Source organism: Pseudomonas sp. No.117 (assembly GCF_054558395.1).
The window spans coordinates 1-15,640 of sequence record NZ_BAAJNP010000008.1 but is presented as its reverse complement, the minus strand read 5'-3'; the positions used below and the strand labels follow the sequence as shown (position 1 = coordinate 15,640).

Sequence of the window (15,640 nt, the reverse complement as noted above, 5' to 3'; positions counted from 1 at the left end):
GGAGCACGACCTTGCGCATTCTGCTCATCGACGATACCCCCAAGAAGGTCGGCAGACTCAAGGCCGCCCTGATCGAGGCCGGCTTCGAGGTCATCGAGGAATCCGGCCTGACCATCGACCTGCCGGCCCGCATCGAGGCCTTGCGGCCCGATGTCATCCTGTTCGACACCCAGTCACCCGGGCGCGACGTGATGGAGCAGGTCTGCCTGGTCACCCGCGACCTGCCCCGTCCCATCGTCATGTTCACCGACGAACACGACCCGGCGGTGATGCGCCGGGCCATCCAGTCCGGAGTGAGCGCCTACATCGTCGAGGGCATCCAGACCAGCCGCCTGCAAGCCATCATCGATGTCGCCCGGGCGCGCTTCGAGACCGACCAGGCCCTGCGCGCCGAACTCCAGGCCCGCGAACAGCAGCTCCTGGAGCGCAAGAAGATCGACCAGGCCAAGGGCCTGCTGATGAAGATGCGCGGGTGCAGCGAGGACGAGGCCTACACCCTGATGCGCCGCCAGGCCATGAGCAAGCAGCAGAAGCTGATCCAGGTGGCCGACCAGATCATCGCCATGAGCGAACTGCTAGGCTGAAACACATTGTAACAATCTCGCAATCCTGGGCTTGGATACTGGCGACCTACTCAGCCAAGAGGTCTCCCATGCGTCCTGCTCCTGCCGGTATCGCCCTCGCGTTCCTGCTGCTCACGCCGCTGGCCCAGGCGACCAGCGCCGAACCCCGGGCCTTTCTCGCCCGCCTGGAACAGGCCGGCCAGCAACCGGCCTTCGCCCAGCTGGAGCAGCACCAGCGCGAGCTGCTGGTGCAGCGGCTGCGCCAGGGCGCCCAGCCGTTCGACCAGAACGGTGTCGATCACGTCCGCCAGGGCGCGCCCCTGGCCGACGACGCCTGGCTCGCCGCTGCCCGCTACGACTTCGCCAAGGAGCGGCTGCAGCAGGACGACATCCAGTTGCTCGAAGGCTTCCGCCAGCTGCCGGCCAGCCTGCTGACGGCCAGCACGGCCACCGTCGCCCGGATCAACCGGCAGGCCTCCCCGGCGCTGCAGGACCGCGCCCTGCTCGATGCCGATGGCATCGCCTTCCTCTACTTCACCGCCGATGCCCTGGGACCGCGCCTGGGCCAGGCTTTTCTCGCCGCCTACGAAGGCGGCGAACTGGGCAAGGCCGCCGCCCTGATCAAGGCCTCGGAAGTGAGCACGGCCCCGGCGAAGAAATACTTCGACTACCCGCGTCCCTTCCTGCGCCCGGAAAAGCCGGTGACCCTGGTGACGGACCGCGTGGTCCTGGGCAATGGCCAGCCCTACACCGCCGCGGCCGGCGCATTCCCCAGTGGCCATAGCACCGTCGGCTACACGGATACCCTGCTGCTGGCCGCCATGCTGCCGGAACGGGCCCGGGCGCTGCTCGCTCGCGGCGCCGGCTACGGCTATTCGCGTCAGGTGCTGGGGGTGCATTATCCGCTGGACGTCATCGGCGGCCGGATGATCGCCCAGTACAACGTCGCCCACTACCTGGCCGATCCGGCCTATCGCCGCCTGTTCGACGAGGCGCGCGAACAGTTGCGCAGCGCGCTGACCAAGGCCTGCGGTGTGGCCCTGGCCCAATGTGCCGCGGGCACCACTGCCAGCGACCCCTGGAACAGTGCCGACGCCCGCGCCTTCGTCCGCTATACCCTGAGCTACGGCCTTCCCGCCGCCCACCCGGGTGGCCGGCCGGTGAAGGTGCCCGAGCGCGCCCTGGCCCTGGCCGAACCACTGCTGCCGCAACTGTCCGAGCGGCAACGCCAGGAGCGCCTGAGTCGCGCCGACAGCGCCGCCGAACTGGGGCTGGACACCGGCACCGACGGCCAATGGCAGCGCCTCGATCTGCTCGGCGCCCTCACTCACCCCTGAGCCGAGCTGCCGCCCGGCTGGGCAGCGAAAGTCCTCGACAAACGCAGCGGCCTGCGGCTACTGTCCGCCGCAGGTCACCTCCCGTGACCCACGTCGCTCGGACGGTTCCGGGCGCTTACGTACTTCGAGGAACGCATGACTGACTCCAGTCCCGTGCGCCGCTTTGCGCGCATCGATCGCCTGCCCCCCTACGTCTTCAACATCACCGCCGAACTCAAGATGGCCGCGCGCCGTCGGGGCGAGGACATCATCGACCTGTCCATGGGCAACCCCGACGGGCCGACCCCGCCGCACATCGTCGAGAAGCTCTGCCAGGTCGCCCAGCGCGAAGACACCCACGGCTATTCCACCTCCAAGGGCATTCCCCGGCTGCGGCGCGCCATCTCCCACTGGTACCGCGACCGCTACCAGGTGGAGATCGATGCCGACAGCGAAGCCATCGTCACCATCGGCTCCAAGGAAGGCCTGGCGCACCTGATGCTGGCTACCCTGGATGCCGGCGACACCGTGCTGGTGCCCAACCCGAGCTACCCGATCCACATCTACGGCGCGGTGATCGCCGGCGCCCAGGTACGGTCGGTGCCCCTGGTGCAGGGCATGGACTTCTTCGCCGAACTGGAGCGGGCGATCCGCGAGAGCATTCCCAAGCCGAAGATGATGATCCTCGGCTTCCCCTCCAACCCCACCGCCCAATGCGTGGAGCTGGACTTCTTCGAACGCGTGGTGGAGCTGGCCAAGCGCTACAACGTGCTGGTGGTGCATGACCTGGCCTATGCCGACATCGTCTTCGACGGCTGGCAGGCGCCTTCCATCATGCAGGTGCCCGGCGCCAAGGACATCGCGGTGGAATTCTTCACCCTGTCCAAGAGCTACAACATGGCCGGTTGGCGGATCGGCTTCATGGTCGGCAATCCCGAACTGGTCGCCGCCCTGGCTCGGATCAAGAGCTATCACGACTACGGCACCTTCACCCCGCTGCAGGTGGCGGCCATCGCCGCCCTCGAAGGCGACCAGCAGTGCGTGCGCGACATCGCCCAGCAGTACCAGCAGCGCCGCGACGTCCTGGTGCGCGGCCTGCACGAGGCCGGCTGGATGGTGGAGAACCCCAAGGCCTCCATGTACGTCTGGGCCAAGATCCCCGAGCCCTATGCTCACCTGGGTTCGCTGGAATTCGCCAAGAAGCTCCTGGCCGAGGCCAAGGTCTGCGTCTCGCCCGGACTGGGCTTCGGTGACTATGGCGATGACCACGTCAGATTCGCCCTGATCGAGAACCAGGACCGCATTCGCCAGGCGGTACGCGGCATCAAGCAGATGTTCCGCGCCGACGGCCTGCTGCCACGGGTCAGCACGCGCAAGTCCGGGGTCGAACCGGCCTGAGCCTTCGCCGCGCCGTCGACCGGCGGCGCGGCGAATCCTTGTCAGTCCTGGTGTTCCAAGCTATAAGCGCCTAGTCACCCTTCAGGACATCGCCATGCTGAAAGGCCTGTTCAACCTGCTCAAATCGCCCTCCGTGGACGAGCTCAAGCTGGCCGCGAGCATCAACAACTCCTATAAGTCCATGCGTGTGGTCGGTCGCGGCACGGTACGCATCGATCCGGCGGAGGTCTTCGATTCCCCGGAATTCAAGGAAGACCTGGACCGCGCCCGGCGGCTCATCGAACTCTGATGTTCCTGCTGCTGCTCCTGCCGATCCTGGTCAGCGGTTTTCTCGTCTGCCACAAGCACCCGCTGTACTTCTATCGCCTGCACCGCTACGAGGGCCAGTACCTCTATCTGCAGAGCGCCCGCTTCGGACTGTTCTGCACCCTGCTCGCCGTGATCCTGCACCTGGGCCTCGCCCAGCTCGTCCAGGAGCGTGCCTGGTCGCTTGGGGGCAGGACCTTCTCGCTGGACTATTTCGCCGGCCTCGCCGAGCTGCTGCGCCGGACCGGCACCCTGGAAGATCCGTTGCAGGCCGCCTGGATCTTGCTGGTCACGGTGACCGCCCTCTTGATCCCCACCGCCTGGGCGGCCCTGGCGCGCGGCACCATCAAGCGCAAATACGGCCTCACCGAGGACAACTACCGCACCTTCATCCTCGCCGGCATCCTCAAGGACAGCCCGCTGGACGACCTGCTGATGACCGCCTCCATCAACAAGGAGACGTTGATGCTCACCCTGGAGGAGCGCAAGGTCTACGTCGGCCGCATCACCACCCTCGGCGAGCCGAGCGAGACCCAGGGCGCGGACCAGGACGTCTGCATCAAGCCGATCATGAGCGGCTACCGTGACAAGGACAAACTCTGGGTGACCTTTACCACCCACTACGCGGACAAGGGCAAGGACATCTACCTCACCCTGAAACAGAGCCAGATCGTCTCGGCGACGCGCTTCGATTTCGATGCCTACGAGGCGTTTCGCTTAAGCGTAAGCCGCAGCTGACGTGGCCTCCAGGGTTTCCCGTAGGGAACGTATGACTTTTTAGGCAGGTCCCATTTGCAGGGCGGTTACCTCTGAGGCGCCGCCTTTTCACTCTGCCTAGGAAATCAGGAGCACCCTCATGACGCCCATGCTGAAGAAAGCTTCCAGCCTGTCCCTCGCCATCCTCTTCGCTGCCGGTGTCGGTCTGGCGCAGGCCGCCGACAAGCTGTCTCCGGCCGAATTCGTCGACGACGCCTCGGCCAAGGGCATCGCCGAGATCGAAGCAGGCAAGCTGGCGCTGGAAAAGAGCCAGTCCCAGGACATCAAGACCTTTGCCCAGCAGATGATCGATGACCACACCAAGGCCAACGAGCAACTCAAGGCTCTGGCCCAGCAGAAGAAGCTGGAAGTCTCCAGCGACGCCGAGCTGATGGACAAGGCCAAGGCCATGATCCTGCAGGTCCGGGACGACTCCTTTGACCGCTCCTACGCCAACAACCAGGTGGTGGCTCATGAGCAGACCATCGCGATCTTCCGTACCGAAGCCGAGACCAGCAAGGACGCCGAGCTGAAGGCCTTCGCCCAGAAGACCCTGCCGGCGCTGGAGCACCACCTCCAGGAAGCCAAGGCGCTGCAGAGCAAGTACGCCAAGTAGCACGCCGGACCGCACCGGGAACTCCCTGTCGCGGCCCTGGCTGCGATAGTCTGTAGGTTGGGTTGAGACGGCTTGGTCGTCGACGCCCAACATTGCCGGTCCGCAAAGGCGATGTCGGGCTTCGCTGCGCTCGACTCAACCTACGGTGTCCCCTAGGAGCGGCCGCATCGGCGAACCGCCCTGTCTGCGATTGGTACTTTTTTCCTACCGCTCCAGCAAGCGCCAATAAGGGGCGAATTCCCAGGAGGGCGCCCGATCATTGTGCAGCCCTCTCGCCTATTTGGGCGCCACCAACGCCATCGAGGCCGGTGAATCGCGGCGTCGATTAACTTGGCGCCGCTCTTGCAAAGCTTCAGGCAGCGGTGGCCAACGGCGGTCACCCCAACCGACAAAGGCGTCAGTTCACCTCCCGGCAACGGGGAGGGTGGCTGGCGCTTTTTTTATGTCCGTGACCTGCCCGAGGTGCTCCATGAGTCCCAGTTTCTGGAAAGCCGGCCATGCGCCGACCCTGTTCGCCGCCTTCCTCTACTTCGATCTGAGCTTCATGGTCTGGTACGTGCTCGGCCCCATGGCGGTGCAGATCGCCACTGATCTGCAACTGACCACCCAGCAACGCAGCATGATGGTCGCCACGCCCATCCTGGCTGGTGCGGTACTGCGCCTGGTGCTGGGTTTCGTTGCCGATCGGCTATCGCCCAAGACCGCCGGCATCATCGGGCAGGTGGTGGTGATCCTGGCCCTGCTGGTGGCCTGGCAGGTCGGTGTGCACAGCTACGAGCAATCCCTGCTGCTGGGCCTGTTCCTCGGTTTCGCGGGAGCGTCCTTCGCCGTAGCCCTGCCGCTGGCCTCGCAGTGGTATCCGCCGCAGCACCAGGGCAAGGCCCTGGGCATCGCCGGTGCCGGCAACTCCGGGACGGTGTTCGCCGCCCTCTTCGCCCCGGCCTTGGCCAAGGCTTTCGGCTGGACCAACGTGTTCGGCTTCGCGCTGATCCCGCTGATCCTGACCCTGGCGGTCTTCGTGCTCTGCGCCCGCAATGCGCCGGAGCGTCCGGCGTCGAAGAAGCTGGCGGACTACGCCCGCGCCCTGGGCGACCGTGACAGCTGGTGGTTCATGTTCTTCTACAGCGTGACCTTCGGCGGCTTCCTCGGCCTGGCCAGTACCCTGCCCGGCTATTTCCACGACCAGTACGGCCTCGACCCGGTCACCGCTGGCTACTACACCGCCGCCTGCGTCTTCGGCGGTAGCCTGATGCGCCCGCTGGGCGGTGCCCTGGCCGACCGTATCGGTGGTATCCGCGCCCTGCTCGGCATGTACACCGTGGCCTCGATCTGCATCGCCGCCGTGGGCTTCCACCTGCCCAGCGCCATGGCCGCCCTGGCGCTGTTCGTGGTCGCCATGCTCAGCCTCGGCGCCGGCAACGGCTCGGTGTTCCAGCTGGTACCCCAGCGCTTTCGCAAGGAGATCGGCGTCATGACCGGCCTGATCGGTATGGCCGGCGGCATCGGCGGCTTCGCCCTTACCGCGGGGCTCGGCGCAGTCAAGCAGGCCACCGGCGACTACCAGCTCGGTCTCTGGCTGTTCGCCGCCCTGGGCGTGCTCGCCTGGTTCGGCCTGCTCAGCGTCAAGCGCCGCTGGCGCACCACCTGGGGCTCGGCTGCCGTTACCGCAGCCCGGGTGTGAAGCGAACCCGGCGGAGGCGCTCCGCCGGGTTTCTTCGTTCAAGGGGCGGGCCGCACGTAGCTGGTGAGCACGTGATCCCGCCAGACGCCATCGATTTCCAGGTAGCGCCGGGCCAGGCCCTCGCGTTCGAAACCCAGGCTGTGCAGCAGTCTCGCGCTGCGGGCGTTCTCCGGCAGATGGTTGGCCATGATGCGATTCAGGCCCAGCTCTTGGATGACGAAATCCCGCGCCAGCCGCACCGCCTGGCGCATCAGTCCCTGGCCCTGCCAGTCCGCGTCCAGACCGTAACCCAGGTAGCAGGCCTGGAAGCCCCCGCGAAAGATCTGGCTGACATTCACCGTCCCTATCACCAGGGGCCCCGTCTTGAGCACCAGCCGCAGCTCCGTCAGCCCGGGCCCGCCGGCGCGGTAGGCGGCCGCCTGCCCCTGCCATTGCGCCAGGGTATAGAAGGCGTCGGAGCGCCGTGGCATCGATAGCGCCAGGTGCTGGCGATTGCGTCGGTAGTAGTCGGCCACGGCGGCAGGATCGGCCAGGGTCAGGTCGATCAGTTCCACCGCCTCGCTCACGGCGAAGCGTGGCGGATATTGCAGGGGTACGCTCGGGCGGGTCATCCAGTGGCATCCGGTGGAAGTTCGTAGACCCAGGTCGCGCAGCGCTCGCCCCCGGGTCCTGCGCGATCGTCGTCCAGCACCCGGATACGGCGGAAGCCGACCCGCTCGGCCAGCCGCTGGCTGGGACCGTTGGCGGCGGAGGTTGTCAGATAGAGACCGGCCTTGCCGCGTTGCTCGACGAAATGGCGCAACGCGGTGCTCATGAGGCCCTGCCCGGCATGCAGGCTGTGCATCCAGTAGCCGACCTCGTAGCGCCGGCCGCCATCCAGTGGCGTGAGCCCCAGGCAGCCGAGCAATTCGTCACCGCGCACCAGGAAATAGCGCTTCTCCCCCAGGGCCAGGGTGAAGGTGCCCCGGGCGGCGAGCAGGCTGTCGCGCGCCTGGGCCACCGTGGTGTGCTCCCGCGCCCAGCCGAGGAAACGCCGATGCTCGGCGTAGCTAACGTTCAGCGCCTCGGCGAAGGCCGCGGCCAGGCGCGGTTGCGGCCAGACCAGCGCGAAGTCGGCCAGGGCGATGCGTGGCGGAAAATTCATGGCGCGGTCCCGACGTCCAGCCGCGGCACGGCGGCCAGCAGGCGCTGGGTCATGGCGTGGCGAGGGGTACGCAGGACCTGCTCGGCACTGCCCTGCTCGACGATACGCCCGCCCTCCATCACCGCGATGCGATCGGCCAGGTACTCGACCACGCCGAAGTTGTGGGTGATGAACAGATAGGCCAGGCCCCGCTCGGCCTGCAGTTCGCGCAGCAGGTCGAGGATCTGCGCCTGCACCGAGACGTCCAGCGCCGAGGTGGGTTCGTCGCAGACCAGCACCTGAGGTTCGACGATCAGCGCCCGGGCGATGGCGATGCGCTGGCGCTGGCCGCCGGAAAATTCGTGGGGGAAGCGTTGCAGGGTGTCACCGGGCAGGCCGACCCGCTCCAGCAGGGCGGCGGCACGTTTCTGCCGCTCGGCGGTGGCCAGCTCCGGACGCAGGGCCAACAGCCCCTGCTCCAGGGTGGCGCCGATGCGCATGCGTGGGTCCAGGGAGGCGAAGGGATCCTGGAAGACGATCTGGACCTGGCCGCGCAGTCGCTGCAGGGTACGGCGATCGGCGCCGAGCAGGTCTTCACCGCCGAGGCGGGCACTACCCTGGATGCGCGGACCGTCCAGCAGGCGCAGCAGCGCCTTGCCGGTGGTGGTCTTGCCGCAACCGGATTCGCCCAGCAGCGCCAGGGTCTCGCCGGCGTGCAGGTCGAAGTCCACCCCGTCCACCGCCTTGACCCAGTCGCGGGTCCGGCCCCAGGCGCCGCGGCGGATCGGATAATGCACGGCCAGGTCGCGCACCTCCAGCAGCCGCTCGCCCGGCATGCGGGCGGGCAACGCGCGGGGCTGGCCCGCGAGGGTCTGGCCCCGCTTGGCGAAGGTGGGGATGGCGGCGAACAGCTCCTGGGCATAGGGATGCCGGGCGGCACGGAAGAACTCCGCCGCCGGGGCGCTTTCGACGATCTCGCCATGGCGCATCAGGGCCACGTGATGGGCCACCTGGCGCACCACCGCCAGGTCATGGGTAATCAACAGGATGGCCATGCCCAGTTCGCGCTGGATGTCGGCCAGCAGGCTCAGGATCTGCGCCTGGACGGTGACGTCCAGCGCCGTGGTGGGCTCGTCGGCGATCAGCAGGTCGGGCTCGGCGGCCAGCGCCAGGGCGATCATGATGCGTTGCTTCTGGCCGCCGGAGAACTGGAAGGGATAGTCGTCGATCCGCCGTTCCGGCTCGGGAATGCCGACCCGGCGCAGCCACTCCACCACCTTGGCGCGGGCCGCGGCGCCGCGCAGCGGGGTGTGGGCCCTCAAGGTTTCCTCGATCTGCTCGCCGATGCGCATCACCGGATTCAGGCTGGTGGCGGGCTCCTGGAAGATGGTGCCGATGCGCCCGCCGCGCAGTTCGCGCAGGCGCCGCTCCGGCAGCCGGTGCAGATCGGTGCCGGCCAGCAGGGCCACGCCGCGGGCGATGCCCAGCGAAGGGGGCAGCAGGCGCAGCAGCGAGAGCGCGGTGACGCTCTTGCCGCTGCCGGATTCTCCCACCAGGGCGAAGGTCTCGCCGCGCGCCAGGGTCAGGGCCAGGCCCTTGACCGCCTGGCGTGTGCCCTCCTCGCCCTCGACCAGGATGTCCAGGTCACGAATGTCCAGGACGGTGCTCATGGCTGCACCTCGCCCTGGCCGGGACGGCGTCTGAGCCACGCGGATCTCAGGCGGCGACTGCGTGGATCGAAGGCGTCACGCACGGCATCGGCGAACAGGTTGGCGGCCAGCACCAGGGCCAGCATGAAGGCGAAGGCGCTCAGCAGATTCCACCAGATCATGGGGGTGCGGGACATCTCGGTACGGGCATCGTTGATCATGGAGCCGAAGGAATTCATGGTCGGATCCACGCCGATGCCCAGGTAGGACAGCACCGCCTCATAGAGGACCAGGCTGGAGAATTCCAGGGTCAGGGTGATGAGTACCAGGTAGAAGACATTGGGCAGCAGGTGCCGGCGGAGGATGGTGAAGTGGGAAACACCGAAGGCCCGCGCCGCCTGCACGTATTCCAGCTCGCGTAGCTTGAGCGCCTCGGCGCGTAGCAGGCGACACAACCCGGCCCACCCGGTGAGGCCGAGGATCAGGCAGAGCATGAACAGCCGCAGGTCGGCCCGTGCCGCGCCGGTGTCGAACAACTCCGGATGGCGGTCGATGAACACCTGCATCATCAGCACGCAGGCCGCCACCAGCAAAACGCCGGGAATGGACGTCAGGGTGGTGTAGAGATAGGTGATGACGTCGTCCACCCGTCCCTTGAAGTAGCCGGCGGCCAGGCCGAAGCCGATGGCCGGCGGCAGCATGGCCAGGGTGGTCAGGCTGCCGATGACGAAGGCGGTGCGGATACTCTTGAGCGACTGGTAGAGGACATCGTTGCCGGTGCTGTCAGTGCCCAGCACGTGGTAGCCGCTGGCCAGGCCGATCACGCTGCCGGCCACCAGGCAGACGCCCAGCCAGGTCAGCAGGATGGCGCGCCAAGGCGTGGCCGTATGGCCACGGACGATGAGCCCGCAACTGGCGGCGAAACCGCCCGCCTCGCGCACCCTTGCCGTCGCCAGGGCGGCGGTGGCCAGGGCCAACGCCAGGCCGCCGAGCGAGCCGAGGGCCAGTCGACCGAGCACGTCGCCGCGCCACTGCAAGGCGGGATCGCGCAACGTCGTGCCGGCATGCTTGAGCCGCGGAAAGTCGCGCAGCGGCTTGCCGTCTGCCGTAGTGCCCAGGGTTTCCTTGGTGAACTGGTGGGTGGCCAGAGGCGCGGAGTAGGTCTTCTCGCGCTCGGTGAGCGAGGTCCCGGCTAGCAGGCCATCCAGGGCCGAGAGCACCGTGGGCGCATAGATCGGCGCCTGGGCCCCGGGTGCGGCCGGCAGTTGCGGTCGGTAATGCACGGAATCCAGCAGGGCGATGGCGACGAAGCTGGCCAGCACCACGGCGGCGCTCATCGCCGGGGCATCCTGCAGCACCCGCCGCCAGCTCGCGCGCAAGGCCGGTTGGCGGCGCGCACGCCAGGCATAGAACAGGCTACCGGCCACCAGCAGGTAGAGGGCGAGATCGGTCCAGAGCAAGACGAATTTCGGCATGGCGGCTACTCGAAGCGAACGCGCGGATCGGCGAGGGTGTAGGACAGGTCCGCCAGGATCAGCCCGACGATGTAGAGCACCGAGCCCAGGAACACCATGGTCCGGACCACGGCGAAGTCCTGGCCGTTGATGGCGTCGATGGTATAGCTGCCCAGCCCGGGGATGCCGAAGAAGGACTCGGCGATCAGGCTGCCCATGATCAGCAGCGGGATGGCCGAGACGACCCCGGTGAGGATCGGCAGCGCCGCGTTGCGCAGCACATGGCGCAGCAGCACCTGGCGCTCGGCCAGACCCTTGGCACGGGCGGTACGCACATAGTCCTTGCCGATCTCCTCGAGGAACAGCGCGCGATAGAAGCGCGCCTGGCTGCCGAGGCCGGAAATCACCGCCACCACCACCGGCAACGCCAGGAAGCGCAACAGATTCCAACCCTCCTCGTAGCCCGAATAGGGCACCAGGCGCAGGATCTTCGCGAACAGCCACTGGCCGGCGATGATGTAGAACAGCGAGGAGATCGACAGCAGCAGCACACAGAGCACCACGCCCCAGAAATCCAGGCGGGTGGCGCGGAAGAATACCAGCAGCAGGGCGAAGCCGACGCTGGCGACCAGGCCCAGGACGAAGGTCGGTAGCGCCAGCGCCAGGCTCGGTCCGGCGCGCTCGGCGATCTCCCGGCCGATCTCCCGGCCACTGTCGGAGGTGCCGAAGTCGAAGACCAGCAGGCTGGCCGACCGTTCGAAGAAGAGCGTGTCGGTGAAACGCTGCATCCCTTCACGGGTGGTATTAATCAACAGAGGCTTGTCGTAGCCGTGCTCGGCCTTCCAGTCCGCGACGGCTTCGGCGGTGACGTACTTGCCGCCAATGGCCAGGCGCGCCATGTCGTCCGGGGTGTTGACGGTGAAGAACAGCACGAAGGTCAGCAGGTTCACGCCGATCAGGATCAACACACCATAGGCCAGGCGCCGCAGCAGATAGCCGATCATGGCCGCTCCTCCCGTGCCCTATCGCCAAAGGCGGTCTGGCGCTCCCGGCGGCGGAGGATGAGCCAGGCCGGCCAGACCAGCAGCAGCGCCAGGCCCACGAGCAGCCATAGCGGCCAGAGCAGCGGCCGATTCCACTCCAGCACCTTGCGCTCGCGCAGGGCCGGGTCCAGGCGCAAATAGCGCAACTGGTCGCGCACCATCTGGGTCGGCTTGGCGTTGTAGACCCACTGCTGGTAGGCGCCGCCCGACAGCGGATTCCAGCCGAACAGCCAGGGCGCGTCCTGCTGCACGATGGCGACCATGCGCCGGATCAGCGCGACCTTCTGCGGCCCGTCGTCGAGGCTTTTCATCTGCTCGAACAGCCGATCGAACTCGGGATTGCTGTAGTTCCCGGCATTCTCGCCACCATGCTTGGCCTTGCCCTGGGGGCCGTAGAAGAGGAAGAGGAAGTTCTCGGCATCGGGGTAGTCGGCGTTCCAGCCCCAGAAGAAGATCTGCGCCGCGCCCTTGCGCATCTTGTCCTGGAACCTGTTGTAGTCGGAGCCGCGCAACTCCAGTTGGATGCCCAGCTTGGCGGTCTGCTGGCGCATCCAGTCGAACATGGCGCTGTCGCCACTGCTCTGGGCATCGTATTGCAGAATCAGCGGCCGCCCGCTCTGGGCGTCGCGACCATCGGGATAGCCGGCTTCGGCCAACAGCCGCTGCGCCTCCTCGATCGGTCGTCGCTCGGGCTGGCCATTCACCAGGCGGTAGACCACCGGATTGCTGCCCGCCGGCGGCGCCTCGTAGCCCAGCACTCCGGGCGGCAGCGGGCCGTTGGCGACCAGGCCGTTGCCATTGAGGAAGACGGTGATGTAGCTCTCCCAGTCGAAGGCGATGGACAGCGCCTGGCGCAACTTGCGATTGCGCACCTGCTGCTCGGGCGTGGCGCCCTGCCCCACCACCGGATCCAGCCAGTTGAAGCCCAGGTACCAGTTGGAGGCCTCCACCGCGGTCGGCAGCTTGAGGCCGCGCTCGCGATAGAGCTCGGCGGAATCGGTCGAATCCCCGGCACGGGTACGCAGGGCCACGCCGTATTCGCCCCGCTCGATCTGCGGCGCGTCGTAGTAACCCTGGATGAATTTGCCCATCAGCGGCACGCCTTCCTTTTCCAGGCTGAAGACCGCCCGGTCGATCAGCGGCATGGGCTTGCCACAGTCGTCCAGGCGGCCCTGTTCGCGATCCTCGGGTTCGCCCTCGCAGGGATAGGGATCGGCGTGATACGCGGGATTGCGCTCCAGCACGTGCCGGCGGTTGGGGATGGATTCGGCCAGGCGATAGGGCCCGGTCCCCACCGGCCAGCTGTTGAAGCCGAGGTTGTGCTCGGTCATGCCCGGCTGGCTGTAGAAGCGATCCGCCTCCCAGGGGATGGGCGCGGCGAAGGTCATGGCCAGCCAATAGTTGAACTGGGGGTACTTGCCCTTCACCCGCAGGCGCAGGGTGTGATCGTCCAGCACCTGCACCCCGGGCAGGTCGCCCTGGCGCAGGTCCAGCCAGGGCAGCGGCGCGCCCTTGGGCAAGCCGGCACGCAGGGCCTTGTCCTGGGCGCGCAGCCGGTCGCCGAAGGCCTGCATGCCGACCAGGTGCTCGGCGAAGATGCCGTAGCTGGGCGAGACCAGCCGCGGACTGGCCAGGCGGCGCAGGCCATAGGCGTAGTCGGCGGCGGTCAGGGCGCGGGTAGCGGTCTCGGGGAAATCGGGGATCTGGTAGCGGTCGGCCAGGTCTTCCGGCTTGATCGGGAAATAGCGGTAGTTGCCCTGGGCGTCGCGGGCGAAGGCCGGATGGGGGGCGTAGCGGGCATCGCGCCGGATGGGAATGTCGTAGACGCTCTCGGCGATCTGCGCCGCGGGCGCCTCGTCCGGCAGGCGTTGGCCCTGGGCGTCCAGGTAATAGGGCGCCACCACCCGCTCCGCGCCCCGCGGGATCAGCTCGTAGGGCCGCTTGAAATAGTGATAGCCATACAGCGGTTCATAGATGTTGTAGGTGAAATTGGTCTCGTCACCGGAATAGGAACTGGCCGGATCCAGGTATTTCGGCGAGCGGGTGGTGAAGGCGGTATAGAGGGTATTCTGCCCCTCGGCCCCGGCGCGGTAGGGGCTGTTGATCGGCGTGTCGCTCGGCGAGCAGCCCAAGAGCGAAGAGAAGGTCGCCAGCAAGGCGGCTCGTCTGAAGAATCTGGGCATCTCGTTCCTGCGCAAGAGGGCCTGATGGCATTTCCGCCACAACGGCTAAGCTTGAGCTATTTTCCCGCGAGGCGCAGCACCCCATGCAATCCCGGAAAGATTTCGACAAGATCATCCACTGGTCCAGCCTGCAGTCCCCCGACGGCCCCGGCTATGCGGACAGTGACGAGCGCTTCTCCCTGGGCGCCGCCTTCGGCCGCCACTTCGGCTTCGCCCGCCTGGGGATCCACCATGAGCTGCTGCCCCCCGGCCGACGCACCTCGCGCCCCCATGCCGAAGCCACCGAGGACGAATTCATCTATGTGATCGCAGGCCACCCCACCGCCTGGATCGACGGCCACGCTCATCGGCTGAAACCCGGGGACGGCGTCGGCTTCAAGGCCGGCGATGGCGTCACCCATACCTTCCTCAACGAGACCACGGAGCCGGTGGAATTGCTGGTGGTCGGCGATACCAACCGCGCGGACAATCGGCTGCACTATCCACTGCATCCGGCATTCACCGCCAGCCTGGGCGACAAGCAGTGGCGGGATTATCCACAGCGAGCGCTGGGGCCGCATCCGGGAGTGGCGACGTCACCTGCAGAGGACGCTGGCTGCCCGTGAATTGGCCAAGACTCCCCGCCTCCATTCGGGCCAATGCCGGCCTGCTCACCCAACTGCAGCTGGCGCCCGATACCTGCCTTACCTATGGCGAACACTGGGTGGGCATTCGCACGCCGGATTGTCCCGACTACTACTTCGGCAACTACCTGCTGCTGGACCGGCGCCCCACCGCCGAGCAGGTAGCCGATTGGTCAGCCCATTTCGAAGGTCTGTTAGGCAGCCCGGAATCCCTGGCTCACCGCGCCTTCGTCTGGCCAGAGTCCTCGGCGGAAGTACCACCCGCGGACCTGCCTGGCGGCTACGACTATCTACGCCTGGTCTCGATGCACCTGCCAGCCGATGCCGTACCCCAAGCTCCGGCGTTACCTGAGGGTCTGCACATCCGCCGCTTCGAACGCGCCGCCGATTGGCAGCAGTGGCAGGTGCTGCAAGCCGACGTCACCCCAGGCGCCGAACACCCAGAGGCCCACCGGCGCTATCTGGACTACCAGGCCCGGCGCTACCGCTCGCTGTGTGACAGCGGTCTGGGCGACTGGTGGGGTGTCTTCGCTGGCGAGGAGCTCCTGGCCTATCTCGGCCTCTATCGCCTCGGTCGACTGGGTCGCTTCCAGGCCGTCACCACCCGCCCGGACTGGCGCCGCCACGGCCTCTGCCAGGCGCTGCTCGGCACGGTGCTCTGGCAACAGCGCCAGGCGGTGGAGGCCTTCGTGATCGTCGCCGAGGATGGACATCAGGCTCAGCGGCTCTATGCCAAGGCGGGTTTCGTCGTGGCGGGTGGGATAGGTACGTTGCTGCGGACGGGTGCGGGTGGTTAGGCAGGTAGCTCTTTCGCTCCAGATGACCGCGGGAATCGCTGCCATGGCGGCGATAGAGCGTAGGTTGGGTTGAGACGGCGTTATCGTCGAAGCCCAACATGGCCGGCCCCCGAGGCAATGTTGGGCTTCGCT

Annotated in this window: 15 protein-coding genes; 9 read left to right on the top strand and 6 right to left on the bottom strand. The window is 67.1% G+C overall.

What is annotated here, in order from left to right; translation table 11 throughout:
* The first annotated feature begins 11 nt into the window (after positions 1-11).
* The 7 genes from ACYJP6_RS19350 to ACYJP6_RS19320 all read left to right on the top strand — a co-directional run bounded on the left by ACYJP6_RS19350 (position 12) and on the right by ACYJP6_RS19320 (position 6,636).
* Positions 12-584 carry an ANTAR domain-containing response regulator gene (locus ACYJP6_RS19350; RefSeq protein WP_459476929.1) on the top strand — a complete coding sequence of 191 codons (573 nt, stop codon included), beginning with the start codon at positions 12-14 and terminating at the stop codon, positions 582-584.
* A gap of 68 nt (positions 585-652) precedes the next feature.
* Positions 653-1,900, top strand: coding sequence for an acid phosphatase (locus ACYJP6_RS19345; protein ID WP_459476927.1), 1,248 nt, complete (start codon positions 653-655; stop codon positions 1,898-1,900).
* Positions 1,901-2,035: 135 nt separating this feature from the next.
* On the top strand, positions 2,036-3,277 hold the full coding sequence (gene alaC, locus ACYJP6_RS19340; RefSeq protein ID WP_459476925.1) for an alanine transaminase: 1,242 nt from the start codon (positions 2,036-2,038) through the stop codon (positions 3,275-3,277).
* Between the two features lie 94 nt (positions 3,278-3,371).
* The gene (locus tag ACYJP6_RS19335) at positions 3,372-3,566 is read left to right on the top strand and encodes a hypothetical protein (protein ID WP_459476923.1); all 195 of its coding nucleotides are present in this window, start codon (positions 3,372-3,374) and stop codon (positions 3,564-3,566) included.
* Positions 3,566-4,321 carry a hypothetical protein gene (locus tag ACYJP6_RS19330; protein WP_459476921.1) on the top strand — a complete coding sequence of 252 codons (756 nt, stop codon included), beginning with the start codon at positions 3,566-3,568 and terminating at the stop codon, positions 4,319-4,321. The genes ACYJP6_RS19335 and ACYJP6_RS19330 overlap by 1 nt, the downstream gene beginning before the upstream one ends.
* A 118-nt stretch (positions 4,322-4,439) precedes the next feature.
* Entirely contained in the window at positions 4,440-4,955 is a 516-nt protein-coding gene (locus ACYJP6_RS19325; RefSeq protein WP_459476919.1) for a DUF4142 domain-containing protein, read from the top strand.
* A gap of 469 nt (positions 4,956-5,424) precedes the next feature.
* Positions 5,425-6,636, top strand: coding sequence for a nitrate/nitrite transporter (locus ACYJP6_RS19320; RefSeq protein ID WP_459476915.1), 1,212 nt, complete (start codon positions 5,425-5,427; stop codon positions 6,634-6,636).
* Between the two features lie 38 nt (positions 6,637-6,674).
* On the opposite strand, the gene ACYJP6_RS19315 is transcribed toward ACYJP6_RS19320, so the two are convergent.
* From ACYJP6_RS19315 to ACYJP6_RS19290, 6 genes are read right to left on the bottom strand one after another with little or no spacing between them, the layout of a single operon-like run.
* Entirely contained in the window at positions 6,675-7,247 is a 573-nt protein-coding gene (locus tag ACYJP6_RS19315; RefSeq protein ID WP_459476912.1) for a GNAT family N-acetyltransferase, read from the bottom strand.
* Positions 7,244-7,780, bottom strand: a complete 537-nt coding sequence (locus ACYJP6_RS19310; protein ID WP_459476910.1) for a GNAT family N-acetyltransferase — start codon at positions 7,778-7,780, stop codon at positions 7,244-7,246. Before ACYJP6_RS19310 ends, ACYJP6_RS19315 begins: the two co-directional genes overlap by 4 nt.
* Positions 7,777-9,429, bottom strand: coding sequence for an ABC transporter ATP-binding protein (locus tag ACYJP6_RS19305; RefSeq protein ID WP_459476908.1), 1,653 nt, complete (start codon positions 9,427-9,429; stop codon positions 7,777-7,779). The genes ACYJP6_RS19310 and ACYJP6_RS19305 overlap by 4 nt, the downstream gene beginning before the upstream one ends.
* The gene (locus ACYJP6_RS19300) at positions 9,426-10,883 is read right to left on the bottom strand and encodes an ABC transporter permease (protein WP_459476906.1); all 1,458 of its coding nucleotides are present in this window, start codon (positions 10,881-10,883) and stop codon (positions 9,426-9,428) included. The genes ACYJP6_RS19305 and ACYJP6_RS19300 overlap by 4 nt, the downstream gene beginning before the upstream one ends.
* A gap of 5 nt (positions 10,884-10,888) precedes the next feature.
* Positions 10,889-11,866 carry an ABC transporter permease gene (locus ACYJP6_RS19295; RefSeq protein ID WP_459476904.1) on the bottom strand — a complete coding sequence of 326 codons (978 nt, stop codon included), beginning with the start codon at positions 11,864-11,866 and terminating at the stop codon, positions 10,889-10,891.
* Positions 11,863-14,088 carry an ABC transporter substrate-binding protein gene (locus tag ACYJP6_RS19290; RefSeq protein WP_459476902.1) on the bottom strand — a complete coding sequence of 742 codons (2,226 nt, stop codon included), beginning with the start codon at positions 14,086-14,088 and terminating at the stop codon, positions 11,863-11,865. The genes ACYJP6_RS19295 and ACYJP6_RS19290 overlap by 4 nt, the downstream gene beginning before the upstream one ends.
* Before the next feature lie 83 nt (positions 14,089-14,171).
* On the opposite strand from ACYJP6_RS19290, the gene ACYJP6_RS19285 reads away from it, so the two are divergent.
* Entirely contained in the window at positions 14,172-14,693 is a 522-nt protein-coding gene (locus tag ACYJP6_RS19285) for a cupin domain-containing protein (RefSeq protein ID WP_459476900.1), read from the top strand.
* Positions 14,690-15,508 carry a GNAT family N-acetyltransferase gene (locus ACYJP6_RS19280; protein WP_459476898.1) on the top strand — a complete coding sequence of 273 codons (819 nt, stop codon included), beginning with the start codon at positions 14,690-14,692 and terminating at the stop codon, positions 15,506-15,508. The genes ACYJP6_RS19285 and ACYJP6_RS19280 overlap by 4 nt, the downstream gene beginning before the upstream one ends.
* The last annotated feature ends 132 nt before the right edge of the window (positions 15,509-15,640 follow it).